Below are 12,500 nucleotides of genomic sequence, written 5' to 3' on the forward strand. Positions count from 1 at the left end.
GAACGCGGAGCGCGTGCTCGACGGCTTCCACATCGTCAGCTGGATGACCGGCGCGCTCGACGACGTCAGGAAGCGCCTGTGGAACGATGCGAGGCGCGGCGGCGACCAGGAGGGCGTCAAGCGCATGCGCGGCGTCANATACGCCGTGTTGAAGAACCCCGACCATCTCACCGACCGGCAGGACGAATCCCTCGCCGCATTGAGGAACACGGATCCCAAGGGCCAGCTCTACCGCGCATGGCAGCTCAAGGAACTGCTGAGGAACCTGCTCAAGCACCCGCTCGGACAGGCCACCGCGGAACTCAAACACTGGGTGTTCTGGGCGTCCCACAGCCGCATCCCCGAGATCGTCGAACTCTCCCAAAAGATCCGCAGACGGCGGCCCGACATCCTGCGCACGATCGAGCTGGGCTACTCCAACGCCAGACTCGAGGCGTTCAACAACAGGATCAAGGTCACCATCCGCATGGCCTACGGCTTCCACCACGTGGACAACCTCATCGCCCTGATCATGCTCCGATGCGGCGGCCTCGACATCCGACTACCAAAGCCCACAACCTAACCCACGAAAACAGCACAAGCCTCTAATTTAATCAATCAGAGGCGGGAGCTCCTGATGCCATCGACGGGAAGGCCTCTTCATGATGGCTTTCGACATGTCGAAATACTCCATCACGTCTCATCGTCATCGAACTTGCGGCTGATGTCAGTCGCCAGGTGAAACTCCCAATGCCCGTGTAATTGCCTCCCGGATTGTCTAGCACATGCGGCCTGTATACCTCGGGAAGCTCATCATTCTCATGCAACACGAAGAGGGCGCCATCCAGATCATCGCATAATTCGGAATACGTACCGGCCCGACCATGCATAATCGGTGTCGAAACGCGAAATCGAACTTGATGACATGGCTCACCGCGCACGCTCTCTAAGCCCACGCAAATGCTCACATATCTCGTCTCCCGTCCGGCATTCCACAGCATCGTCCGGAATCAATCCGAGTTCCTTGGCCTCCGCCTCCACCATCACACTGCTCGTCTCCTCAGTAGGCAACAGTCTCACACCCTCGTACCGGCGAGGCCGGAACGGGAACCCGTTGTCCACCAATGACTGGCGAAGGAAGATATTCACCGCAGTACTCAGGCTCACTCCCATGGATTCGTAAAGCGCGGCGGCACGCGCCTTCACGTCATCGTCAACACTGGCAACCAGCTTACCCACGATAAACCCCAACCTGCAAACAGTTAACGCCTATTTATATGCCCATTATGATAGTTCATCCTAATCTCGGTCAGTCATCGATGAACCCCTCCGGCCAAACATGTTTCCCAGTCGTCGCATCAACCTTGGGACGCACAACATCGACCTTGGACTCGTCGATATCGAAAAGCGGATACCCATCGCCATCAAGCGGAACGTCAGCCGCATACGCGTTGATGCCAGCGGAGGCATACGCAGGCAAACTCTCGACAGCCGTCATAACAACCTCACTTTCACTAGTGTTTTCAGCGTATCCCCTAAAATGAAGACACACTATGAACGCTGGCGTATCCCATGGCCACGCCAGCGCCTGAGCATTGTCGTAAAGACACGTATCCAAGCCAACCACACATTTGCGGAAGACCATGTATGTGTCCACGTATCTCGTCCTCCGTCATTCCGCGCTATCGAGTATCCTATCCACCTCATCCGCACTGTACCGAGTGCCGTCATCGTGCGCCATGGCATCTCGGAGCACAGCCAAATCATCCGCGTCTTCACAATCTTCAGCTCGACCCGTTATAACCTGTTGCAATCGTTCAATAAGAGTCATGTCAGCGCTGCGTGAATCACCTTCGACCATATCGTTCATCATCGAATCTCCTTGGCTGATGGACTTCGCCAGTGTAAGCATTATTGGTGACAAACCACGCGATGCTGGCCGTGGGACGTTCCTCTCTGGCTATGAGCGAGCCTGATTCAACCAGCTCAAGCAACCCACCAATACGATGAGACCCCTTGGAATCCGAATGATTCCAAGGGGTCTCCAAGCCAATCAGCCTAGGCTATCTCAGCACACCTTCCACATCCAGTTGTGCGGGTCCTCGATTTCGCCGAGCTGGATGCCGAGCAGCTCATCACGCAGGGCGCAGGTGAGCTCGCCGGAACCGCCGTCGGCGACGGTCACGTCGAACTTCTCGGACTTGAAACGACCAATCGGGGTGATGATGGCGGCGGTACCGCAGGCGAACACCTCGGTGACCTCGCCGGACTTGATGTCGTCGAGCAGCTGGTCGATGGCGATCATGGTCTCGACCACGTCGTGGCCCTTGTCCTGCAGCAGCTGAATCAGGGAGCGACGGGTGACGCCCGGCAGAATGTTGCCGGTCAGGGACGGGGTCTCCACATGGCCATCCTTGTGCACGGCCATCATGTTCATGCCGCCGAGCTCCTCAAGGTAGGTCTTGGTGGCGGCGTCCACGAAGCAGACCTGCTCGCAGCCGTTCTCGATACCCTTATACTCACCGAGCAGGGAGGCGGCGTAGTTGCCACCGCACTTGGCGAAACCAGTGCCGCCCGGGCCGGTACGGAACCACTTGTCTTCGACCCAGATGCTCACGGGCTTGACGCCGCCCGGGAAGTACGGGCCGGACGGGGAAGCGATCACGCAGTAGTCGACTTCCTGCGGAGCGCGCACGCCGAGGAAAGGCTCGGAAGCGAACATGAACGGACGCATGTACAGCGTGTACTCGCGGCGGGACGGCACCCAGTTGGCGTCGCGCTTGACCAGCGCGGCCACGGAACCGAGGAAGTCGTCAATCGGCAGCTCAGGCAGGTACAGACGCTTGGCGGAGTTCTGGAAACGCTCGGCGTTCGCATCCGGGCGGAACAGCCAGGTGGAGCCGTCGGCATGACGGTAAGCCTTGAGGCCCTCGAAGCACTCCTGTGCGTAGTGCAGCACGGAAGCACCCGGATCCATCTTGAGCGGTGCGTACGGTTCGACGCGGCGGTCGGACCAACCTTCGCCCTTGGTCCAGGTCATGTGGGTCATGTTGTCGGAGAACACCTGGCCGAAAGCCGGCTTGTCGATGAGGGACTGACGCTTCTCATCGGATGCGGGGTTGTCGTTCGGCAGTACGGTGAACGGTTCGGTGAGCTTATCAAGCGCTGCCGGATCGTGGTGCGTGTTTTCAGTCATTTGGCTACTTCTTCTTGACTTTGGCGGCACGAAGGCCACCAGATGGGGTATGTGCTGTGCGCTTGTGGCGCGAGCTCTGTTGCATACTTTTACACACCCATGTGTTGCCCGTGTGGCAGAGTTCACATGGTGAAAACAGAGGAACCCGTACCGTTTCCACGGTTACGGGTTCCTCTGTTGCAATTATGATTCAGATCGGCCGCCATGAAGACGACCGGTTTCATCACTTGGCGTCAGCGTCGGCGGCAGGAGCAGCGGCAGTGGCGTCAGCCGGAGCAGCAGCTTCCGGAGCAGAGGTGAACTCGGTGGCGTCCTCCGGAACCTCGATGGTGACGACGGATTCCTCAGCGTGCTCGACGTCAAGCTCGGCGCCTTCCGGCAGCTCGATGTCCTTGGCGAAGACCTTGGTGCCGTCGGTCAGGCCCTCGACGTTGACCACAATCTTCTCGGGCAGGTTGGAGATGTCGGCGCGAACCTTGAGCTCCTGAATGTCGACGAATGCCACTGCAGCACCCTTCGGGGTACCCTCAACGAACACCGGCACCTCAACGTCGATCTTCTCGCCGGCCTTGACCTCGAAGAAGTCGATGTGCTCGATGATGCGCTTGACTGGGTTCTTCTGCACGTCCTTGACAACGGCCATCTTGGACTCGCCGCCGAACTCGATGGTGAACAGGGCGTTGGTGTGGCGCAGAGCCAGGGTGGTCTCACGCATCGGCAGGGTCACGAAGGCCGGGTCGGCGCCACCGGCGTAAATGGTGGCCGGGATCTTGTTGGCAACGCGCAGACGGCGGGCAACGCCTTTGCCGAACTCGTTGCGGACTTCGCCTTCAAGCTTAATGGTGGTAGCCATATATATCTCCTTGAGAGTTTCGTTCATGGTGTTTCGGCGCATCAACGAGCCGTGAAGAAAACCCAAGAGGGTTTGCGAACCACACGCCGAGTCGATTACGGAAGCATGCGCCTCCCTCGCCAAGACAACATTGATGAATTATACGCACGCGCCGGACAATGGCGGCGACGGCCCGACGCGCCCCGCGAGAACCGTGACGATACTCACATGAGATTTTCCTCATGATTACTCCCGGAGCGAACATCAACGATGTTCATTTTCCAAAAAACCCAGTGATACCAACGTTTCACAAGCCCCCCTCCGCCACTGTCCACGCATATCGAGGCGGGCCACTCTTCCAACTACGTTGTTGCTTGTTCGCCGCAGGGCGAACACAACAAGAGAGGAACGAATAGTACATGGTCAATCAACAGCATGGGGAAAACCGCTGGGTGCGCGCCGTTATTCCGGCGTTGCTCATTCACATCTCAATCGGCACCGTATACTGCTGGAGCGTGTTCAAACAACTGATCGCCGATCAGATGCACGTGGCGCCAGGCATCGTCGAATGGGGCTTCTCGCTTGCCATCTTCTTCCTTGGCATGTCGGCCGCCTTCCTTGGACCCTTCGTCGAAAAGGACATCAAGAAATCGGCCCTGATCTCGACGGTCTGCTTCGTCTGCGGATTCGCCGGCACCGGAGTCAGCATCGCGGCGGGATGGCTCCCCGGCGTGTTCATCTTCTATGGCGTGATCATGGGCATCGGACTCGGCGTCGGTTATCTGACGCCGGTGAAGAACCTGATGCTGTGGTTCGCCGACAATAAGGGTCTCGCCACCGGCATCGCCGTCGCGGGATTCGGTCTGGCCAAGGCCATCGCAAGCCCGGTCATGCAGTGGCTGATCTCCACCGTCGGACTGGCGCCCATGTTCTACATCCTCGCAGCCGTCTATGCGGTGATGATGCTGCTGGGATTCGCGCTGATCAAGCGCCCCGCCGGATACGTGTACTCCGCTGAGACCCGCATCCGTCGTCGCGACATCATGAAGAAGCCGGTGTTCTGGGCGATCTGGCTGGCCTTCTACCTCAACATCACCTGCGGTCTGGCATTGATCTCCCAGGAGAAGGACATCCTGCATGATGCGTTGTCCATTCTTCCGAAGTACGCATCGCTGAACGCGGCCCAGCTGGCCACGGCCATCGCGGGAAGCATCAGCGTCGTCCTGGCCGTCGACGCCGTGTTCAACGCGGCCGGACGTGTCGGGTTCTCCACGCTGTCCGACCACTGCAAGCGCCGTGAGACCGCATATCTGGTGATCTTCATCATGTCCATCGCGGTGTGCGCGCTGCAGATCTTCACGCATTCGATCGACAACGGCACCCTGTGGCTGATCGTGACGATGCTGTTCCTCGTCAACGCCGGATACGGCGGCGGATTCTCCACGCTGCCGGTGCTGCTTGAGCAGCACTTCGGCATGAAGTCGGTGTCGACCGTGCACGGGCTGGCTCTGAGTGCGTGGGCGTTCGCCGGATTGTCCGGCAACCAGCTGGCGTCCTTCGTCGTCTCCCATACGGCGGACGCGGCCCACCGCTACAGCGCGCTGATCCCGATCATCACCGTGCTGTACGCCATCGCTCTCGCGTCCATCATCGCCGTGGTGCTCGGCACGAAGGGCAAGCGCGCCGCCGCTCAATCGAACTGACCGGCTTTATGTGACCGCCCATTGATATGAGTGGGGGTGTGCCTTCTTGCGAAGGCACACCCCCACTCATATTCTCATGCGGCAATGCGCGAACGTCGCGGCACCATCAGCTGATAAGCTCCTTGACCGCAGCGATCACGGCCTGCAGACTGGCCTTGGCGTCGCCGAACAACATCTGCGTGTTGCCTTCGAAGTACAGCTCGTTCTGGATGCCGGCATAGCCCATACCACGGCCACGCTTCATGACCACGACGTTCTGGGACTTGTCAACGTCGAGAATCGGCATACCAGAAACCGGGGTGCCAGGGCGACGGGCAGCCGGGTTGGTCACATCGTTGGCGCCCACAACCAAGGCCACGTTGGCCTGCGGGAACTGCGGGTTAATCTCATCGAGATCCACGAGCTCTTCGTAAGGCACGTTGGCTTCAGCCAGCAGCACGTTCATGTGGCCGGGCATACGGCCTGCGACCGGGTGAATGGCGTAGGAGACTTCCACGCCGTGGCCCTTGAGCAGTTCGCCGAGGTCGGCGAGCTCGCGCTGGGCCTGGGCCTGAGCCAAGCCGAAGCCGGGTACGAAGATGACATTCTGCGCGTAAACAAGCTGAACAGCCAGATCGTCGGCAGTGGTTTCCTTCATGGTGCCTTCCGGACCGTCGCCAGCAGCGGCGGCATCGGAGCCGCCACCAAAGCCACCGGCCAGCACGGACAGCAGCGGACGGTTCATGGCCTGAGCCATGAGAATGGATAGGGTCACACCGGCGGAACCAACGAGCGCGCCGGCCACGATCAGGGCGACATTGTCAATCGCCAGACCGGACATGGCCACGGCCGTACCGGTGCAGGCGTTGAGCACGGAGATGACGACGGGCATGTCGGCGCCGCCGATCGGGATCACGAAGACCAGGCCGTAGCACAGGGCGAACACGGTGGTCAGGATCGACCAGAGCAGTCGCTGCTCGGGCTGGACGCACAGCATGACAAAGCTGGCGATGGTCAGCACGATGAACAGGATGTTCCACACGCCCTTGCCCGGCATGGTGAGCTTCTTGACCCACTTGATGCCCTGCAGCTTGCCGGCTGCGATCAGCGAGCCGGTGAAGGTCACGGAGCCGATGAGAATGCCTAGGCCAGCGGTGATGAGCACCACGATGTCCGGAGTGCCTTCCTTGGTCAGGATGTCGTTCAGGGCCACGAGCGCGGCGGCGCCACCACCCACGGTGTTGAACACGGAGACCAGCTGCGGCATGTCGGTCATCTTCACCTTCTTGGCAGAGACGACACCGGCCACGGCACCGATCAGGATGCCGACGACCAGCACCACCACGGCCACGATGTTGATGAATCCCTTGGCGAACAGCACGATGAAGGCCATGAGCACGGCCACGACCATGCCGAACGCGGAGATTTGGTTACCCTTTCGGGCGGTCTTCGGCGAGTTCATGAAATGCAGACCGACCACGAACAGGACGGCGGAGAACAGGTAGACGAACCATGCGACGATGTCGATGGCTCCAACGGTTGCGGAGGTCATTACTTCGACTCCCCCTTCTTCTCGTTCTTGCTGGACTTGAACATCTCGAGCATGCGGTCAGTGACCACATAACCGCCGACGACGTTCATGGTGCCGAGCACTGCGGCCAGGAAGATGAACACGTAAGCCAGCGGGGTGTTGGCCTCAGCGGCCACAATCACCACACCGACAATGACGATGCCGTGGATGGAGTTTGCGCCGGACATCAATGGCGTGTGCAGGGTGGCGGGCACCTTGCCGATGACCTCGATACCGATAAGCAGCGCGAGGACGAAGAGGGTGATGGAAACGACGAGAGTAGGCATGATGATTCCTTTCCCTACTTTCCGGCCGGTGCGGCCGGCGCTGCCGATTCGTCCGATGCGGGCTGCGCGGCGGCACGGCCGGCGACCACCAGCGCGTCGTCCAGCTCCTCGGTCAGGTCCTGGCTGAGTTTGCCGTCGCGGATGAAGTGCACGAGGATGTCCGCCACGTTGCGGGCGAGCAGGTTGGATGCAGTGGTGGCCACGCCGGACGCGAGATACGGGGCGCCGATGATCTTGACGCCGCCGTCGGTGACCTGTTCGCCGATCACGGAACCCTCGACGTTGCCGCCGAGCTCGGAGGCGGCGCAGTCCACGATCACCGCACCGCGCTTGAGGCCCTTGACGCCGGCCGCGGTGAGCAGCACCGGCGGTTTGCGGCCGGGCACCTTAGCGGTGGTGATGATGATGTCGAATCCGGCGGCCTTCTCGTCCACCGCGGCCTGCTGGGCGGCCTGCTCCTCGGCCGAAAGCGCACGGGCGTAGCCGCCCTCGCCCTGGCCGGCGGAGAAGTCGAGTCCCAGATCGAGGAACTTGGCGCCGAGGGACTCCACCTCGCCCTTGGAGGCGGGGCGCACATCATAGGCGGTGACGACCGCGCCAAGACGGCGCAGCGTGCCGATGGCCTGCAGACCCGCGATGCCGGCGCCGAGCACCAGCGCCTTGGCCGGGCGGATGGTGCCCGCGGCCGTGGTCATCATCGGCAGGAACGACCCGTAGGCGTCGGCCGCGGCGATGGCGGCCTTGTATCCCATCACCGAGTTCTGGGAGGTCATCTCGTCCATGGACTGTGCGCTGGAAAGCTTGCGGGGCAGTTTCTCGATGCCCACACCCACCAGACCGGCCTTCTCGAGCGCGGCGACATAGTCGGCGTCGGTGAAGGAGCCGAGCATGCCGATCACCCACTGGCCGGGCCTGAGCGCGGCCACGGTGGCGGCGGACGGACGGTCCACGAAGCCGAGCGCATCGGCACCGGCAAGCACCTCGTCGCGGCCGGTCACCTTCGCACCGGCCTTCTCGTAATCCTCATCGGTGTACTCGGCAGCCATGCCGGCACCCGATTCCATCAGGCAGGAGACTCCGCTCCTCTTCAGCCGTGTGACGATATCCGGCGTCAACGCGACGCGGGATTCCGTCTCCGACGTCTCGTTGAGGACGCCGAACACCACGGTGGCTTCTTGGTTATTCGCCATGAGAGCCCTTTCTTCAGTATTTTCAATGGACATGGTTATCCGGTTGGACATAACTATCCACAGTCAAGTGTAGCCAAAAGGTGAAGAAACGCCGCGAACGCCCCGCAGAATATGGACGGCCGTCATTCGGCGGGAGGCGGTGTCGAACCGTGTGGAAGGCCATGGAAGAGCGCCGCGCTGATAGCCACAGAGAAGGCACACGGAAGGCTACGGAGAGGCATTCCGGGGAACCGGACGGCCGTGCGGAAGGCCACGCGGCACCCGGCCTGGCCGGACGGGACCACTGCGTGACCATCCCACTGCGGTCCCGTGGCCATCTTTCGACAGTCCGGTCCACACCGCCGAAAACCCATATCCACGTAGGGTTTCCTACGGTTGCGTAAGGTGACGAGTTCGTCATCGGCGATTACACTTGGCCCTTTGAGAAGTGTTCGTCCCATGCCGCGGCGGGGCGACGTCGCAAGGTTCTACAGGAGCAAAGTTGTCGGTTATCAATTCCTTCACGCAACACACCATCAACCTCACCCGGAAGGCGCTGAGGCTGGGGTCCGACTTCGTCCACCCGGTGCACGACGACACGCCGGACGAGCCCGATTACCTGTCCAACGCCGATGTGCCGACCGAGTCCGACATCGTGCTCCCCCACAGCGACGATTGGGACGACGGTCACCTGACCGTCACCGACATCGACCCGGCCACCGGTCTGCTCACCACCTCCACCGAAGGCAATCCGCCGCTGGACGAGGGCACCTCCATCTACGACCTGTACGCCGACCGCGCGCGCCGCATGGGCGACGAGCCGCTGTACACCTACAAGTCCGGCAACGACTGGGTCACCGTGACCGCCAACGAGTTCCTGGCCGACGTGCGCGCGGTGGCCAAGGGCCTGCTGCACTACGGACTCAAGAAGGGCGACGGCGTGGCGTTCATGTGCCGCACGTCCTACGAATGGGATCTCACCGACGCGGCCGTCATGGCATGCGGCGGCGTGCTGGCCACGATCTACGACACCGATTCGGCCGAGCAGATCCGCAACATCGTCAACAACTCCGATGCCCGCCTGCTCATCGTGCAGGACACCGCCATGCGCGACAAGGCGGACGGCGCGGTCGAGGAATGCCCCTCGCTCGAGCACATCGTGTGCATCGAGACCGGCGGTCTCGACGAAATTAAAGCGTACGGCGCCGGCGTGTCGGATGAGGAGCTGGACGAGCGCATCGATTCGATCAAGAAGACCGACCTGTGCTCCATCGTGTACACCTCCGGCTCCACCGCCGCGCCGAAGGGCGTGGAGATGACCCACGAGCACTACTGCCAGACCGCGCTGAACCTGCCGGATTACATGCCTGACCTGCTTCACGACAAGCGGAACACCATCCTGCTGTTCCTGCCGCAGGCGCACTCCTTCGCCCGCGCCATCAACTACATCGTGGTGGCCTCGGACATCCACATCTACATCGCCACCGGCATCAAGACGCTGATCGGCGACCTGCAGGTGGCCAAACCGTCCATCATGATCGTGGTGCCGCGCGTGCTGGAGAAGGTGTACAACGCCGCCTCGCAGAAGGCCGGCCACGGCCCCAAGGGCGTGGTGTTCGCCTCCGCCGTGGTGGCCGCGCAGAACTACATGAAGGAGATCTCCGCCAATGGCAAGGCCGGCGTGCTGACGAGCACCAAGCGTGCGGCGTTCGATCCGATCGTCTACTCCTCGTTGCGCGATGTGCTGGGTGGCCGCGCCAAGTGGATCGTCACCGGCGGCGCGCCGCTGGACCCGGATCTGCTGGCCTTCTTCCGCGGCGCCGGCGTACCGGTCTACGAGGGCTACGGCCTGACCGAGACCACCGCCCCGTGCGCATTCAACCCGCCCACCACGCCGTTCCACGCTGGTTCCGTGGGCATCGCCTTCCCCGGTTTCTCGCTGCGCATCGCCGAGGACGGCGAAATCCAGGTCAAGGGCCGTGCCGTCTTCCCGCGCTATCACAAGAACGACGAGGCCACCGAGGTCTCCTTCACCGAGGACGGCTGGTACGCCACCGGCGATCTGGGACGCATCGACAACGACGGCTTCCTGTACATCACCGGTCGCAAGAAGGACCTCATCATCACCGCCGGCGGCAAGAACGTCTCCCCCGGCCCGATCGAGGAGGTCATCCAGCGTTGCGAGATCGTTTCGCAGGCGCTGGTGCTCGGCGATAAGCGCCCGTTCATCTCCGCACTCATCACGCTGGACGAGGAGTCGCTGCGCCCGTGGCTGGCCGCGAAGGGTCTGGACGAGAACATGCCGATGGAGGACGCCGCCCAGAACGCGGCCGTCCGCGCCGAGGTGCAGAAGTGGGTCGATCAGGCCAACGAGGGCGTCTCCCGCGCCGAGTCGGTGCGCAAGTTCATCATCCTGCCCGAGGAGTTCACGCAGGAGAACGGCCTTATGACCGCCTCCATGAAGGTGATTCGCCCGAAGGTGATCAAGCGTTACACCACCCTCCTCAACACCCAGATGTACACCGCCCGCAAAAAGTAAACTGCCCCTCTCCGAGGGGAGCCGTCCGCAAAGCGGATATAGGACAGGTACACGTATCTGGCTCCCCTCCCCGAGGGGAGCTGTCCGCGAAGCGGACTGAGGGGAGCAGCTAAGAAGCAAACTGAGGAGAGTCAGCCCAACAGGGCCCTCATAGCCTTTCACCACATCTGGCTCCCCTCTCCGAAGGAAGTATCGAGCGAAACCTATCCCGAATATTGGCTTCCCTCCCTGAGGGGAGCTGTTCGCACAGTGGACTGAGGGGAGTCAGCCCAACAGGGCCACAGAACAGCGCCATCTCAGCAAAATCAAAGGCTCTGTTAAACCAACTTTGACATACGAGGTAAGTCAGCTGGGTTGATTTTTCCTTGAGAAATCAACCCAGTCAAAACCCGAGCTGACTAGTTCATGTCAATTCTGGTTTAACAGAGCCAAATCAAGCCCCAGATTGTCACGTAGTGCACCGTCGCACCTGTGATATCGTGCTTCCGCCGAAACCTCACAACGCCATCACGGACCATTTCATCATGACGGGCGACAGCCTCCGACGACTCCACCATACGTACCGCGTAACGCTCGACGCACAGCACCCCACTCGCACGGCGCACATCCTCCGTTCGCAATCACGGACGGCGGGCATAAGGTGTTTTGTTTCAATGTTTGTTCGACAGGTTTGGCAGTGTTTTTCCGCAGTGTAGGCTGATGGTTTTCCTCAGGTTTGGCAGTACTTGGTAGTGGGACGTCGGTTCGCCTGTCTGTATATTCCCGAGTTGCAATTCGTTTTGGTTTCGGCCGGTTGCCGCTGGCCGAAGGCTCGGGAAGGAAAGGAACATGGCGATACCGATGCCCATGGTGCAGGATATCAGGAGACTTGATCGGCAGGGATTGTCCCGCGCGCAGATAGCGCGGCGGCTGCATGTCGATCGCGGGACGGTCGCGAAGTACGCGGATATGCGGGATTGCTCGCCCAGGCCGAAGACGGATCGTCGGTATGGTTCGAAGATCGACCCGTACACGCATCTGGTGGATTCGTGGCTGGAGGCGGACCGGTTGATGCCCCGTAAGCAGCGTCACACGATCAAACGGGTGCACGAGCGTCTGCTCGCGGAGACTGATTACGATGGCGAGTATTCGACCACGTTGCGGTACGTGCACCGGTGGCGCGAGGCGAACCGGAGCGGTGCGGATCAACAGGGGTTCATACGTCTTGATTGGCGTGCGGGCAGCATGCAGGTCGATTTCGGTCTGG

The 12,500-nt window shown here is 61.2% G+C and carries 12 protein-coding genes; 4 read left to right on the forward strand and 8 right to left on the reverse strand.

The features are described from left to right. Positions 1-43: 43 nt before the first annotated feature. On the forward strand, positions 44-562 hold the full coding sequence (locus BMYO_RS08675) for a transposase (RefSeq protein WP_094668099.1): 519 nt from the start codon (positions 44-46) through the stop codon (positions 560-562). A gap of 347 nt (positions 563-909) precedes the next feature. On the opposite strand, the gene BMYO_RS08680 is transcribed toward BMYO_RS08675, so the two are convergent. The 5 genes from BMYO_RS08680 to BMYO_RS08700 all read right to left on the reverse strand — a co-directional run bounded on the left by BMYO_RS08680 (position 910) and on the right by BMYO_RS08700 (position 4,028). Then, the gene (locus BMYO_RS08680) at positions 910-1,218 is read right to left on the reverse strand and encodes a type II toxin-antitoxin system RelB/DinJ family antitoxin (RefSeq protein ID WP_094668100.1); all 309 of its coding nucleotides are present in this window, start codon (positions 1,216-1,218) and stop codon (positions 910-912) included. A 70-nt stretch (positions 1,219-1,288) separates the two neighbouring features. Then, positions 1,289-1,624 carry a hypothetical protein gene (locus BMYO_RS08685; protein WP_094668093.1) on the reverse strand — a complete coding sequence of 112 codons (336 nt, stop codon included), beginning with the start codon at positions 1,622-1,624 and terminating at the stop codon, positions 1,289-1,291. A 27-nt stretch (positions 1,625-1,651) separates the two neighbouring features. After that, on the reverse strand, positions 1,652-1,852 hold the full coding sequence (locus BMYO_RS08690; protein WP_094668094.1) for a hypothetical protein: 201 nt from the start codon (positions 1,850-1,852) through the stop codon (positions 1,652-1,654). A 195-nt stretch (positions 1,853-2,047) separates the two neighbouring features. Further along, positions 2,048-3,175: a branched-chain amino acid aminotransferase gene (locus tag BMYO_RS08695; RefSeq protein ID WP_094668095.1), complete on the reverse strand. Its 1,128-nt coding sequence runs from the start codon at positions 3,173-3,175 to the stop codon at positions 2,048-2,050. A gap of 223 nt (positions 3,176-3,398) precedes the next feature. After that, the gene (locus BMYO_RS08700) at positions 3,399-4,028 is read right to left on the reverse strand and encodes a 50S ribosomal protein L25/general stress protein Ctc (protein ID WP_014483788.1); all 630 of its coding nucleotides are present in this window, start codon (positions 4,026-4,028) and stop codon (positions 3,399-3,401) included. A gap of 398 nt (positions 4,029-4,426) precedes the next feature. On the opposite strand from BMYO_RS08700, the gene BMYO_RS08705 reads away from it, so the two are divergent. Further along, the gene (locus tag BMYO_RS08705; protein WP_016463063.1) at positions 4,427-5,710 is read left to right on the forward strand and encodes an OFA family MFS transporter; all 1,284 of its coding nucleotides are present in this window, start codon (positions 4,427-4,429) and stop codon (positions 5,708-5,710) included. 106 nt (positions 5,711-5,816) lie between these two features. On the opposite strand, the gene BMYO_RS08710 is transcribed toward BMYO_RS08705, so the two are convergent. From BMYO_RS08710 to BMYO_RS08720, 3 genes are read right to left on the reverse strand one after another with little or no spacing between them, the layout of a single operon-like run. After that, on the reverse strand, positions 5,817-7,241 hold the full coding sequence (locus BMYO_RS08710; RefSeq protein WP_094668096.1) for an NAD(P)(+) transhydrogenase (Re/Si-specific) subunit beta: 1,425 nt from the start codon (positions 7,239-7,241) through the stop codon (positions 5,817-5,819). Next, entirely contained in the window at positions 7,241-7,546 is a 306-nt protein-coding gene (locus BMYO_RS08715) for an NAD(P) transhydrogenase subunit alpha part 2 (protein WP_003829267.1), read from the reverse strand. The genes BMYO_RS08710 and BMYO_RS08715 overlap by 1 nt, the downstream gene beginning before the upstream one ends. Positions 7,547-7,560: 14 nt before the next feature. Further along, positions 7,561-8,736 carry an NAD(P) transhydrogenase subunit alpha gene (locus BMYO_RS08720; protein WP_094668097.1) on the reverse strand — a complete coding sequence of 392 codons (1,176 nt, stop codon included), beginning with the start codon at positions 8,734-8,736 and terminating at the stop codon, positions 7,561-7,563. A gap of 481 nt (positions 8,737-9,217) precedes the next feature. Between BMYO_RS08720 and BMYO_RS08725 the strand changes: the two genes are divergently transcribed. Both BMYO_RS08725 and BMYO_RS08730 read left to right on the forward strand, forming a co-directional pair. Next, complete coding sequence (locus BMYO_RS08725) at positions 9,218-11,254, forward strand: AMP-dependent synthetase/ligase (protein ID WP_094668098.1); 2,037 nt, start codon at positions 9,218-9,220, stop codon at positions 11,252-11,254. An 828-nt stretch (positions 11,255-12,082) separates the two neighbouring features. Then, a partial coding sequence (locus tag BMYO_RS08730; protein WP_476695611.1) for an IS21 family transposase occupies positions 12,083-12,500 on the forward strand: 418 nt, incomplete at its 3' end.

This window comes from Bifidobacterium myosotis (assembly GCF_002259745.1).
Classification (GTDB): domain Bacteria; phylum Actinomycetota; class Actinomycetes; order Actinomycetales; family Bifidobacteriaceae; genus Bifidobacterium; species Bifidobacterium myosotis.

Coding starts and splice junctions, on each gene's coding strand:
- BMYO_RS08685 (WP_094668093.1), bottom strand. CDS start 1,624: ATGGTCTTCCGCAAATGTGTGGTTGGCTTGGATACGTGTCTTTACGAC.
- BMYO_RS08690 (WP_094668094.1), bottom strand. CDS start 1,852: ATGATGAACGATATGGTCGAAGGTGATTCACGCAGCGCTGACATGACT.
- BMYO_RS08695 (WP_094668095.1), bottom strand. CDS start 3,175: ATGACTGAAAACACGCACCACGATCCGGCAGCGCTTGATAAGCTCACC.
- BMYO_RS08700 (WP_014483788.1), bottom strand. CDS start 4,028: ATGGCTACCACCATTAAGCTTGAAGGCGAAGTCCGCAACGAGTTCGGC.
- BMYO_RS08705 (WP_016463063.1), top strand. CDS start 4,427: ATGGTCAATCAACAGCATGGGGAAAACCGCTGGGTGCGCGCCGTTATT.
- BMYO_RS08710 (WP_094668096.1), bottom strand. CDS start 7,241: ATGACCTCCGCAACCGTTGGAGCCATCGACATCGTCGCATGGTTCGTC.
- BMYO_RS08715 (WP_003829267.1), bottom strand. CDS start 7,546: ATGCCTACTCTCGTCGTTTCCATCACCCTCTTCGTCCTCGCGCTGCTT.
- BMYO_RS08720 (WP_094668097.1), bottom strand. CDS start 8,736: ATGGCGAATAACCAAGAAGCCACCGTGGTGTTCGGCGTCCTCAACGAG.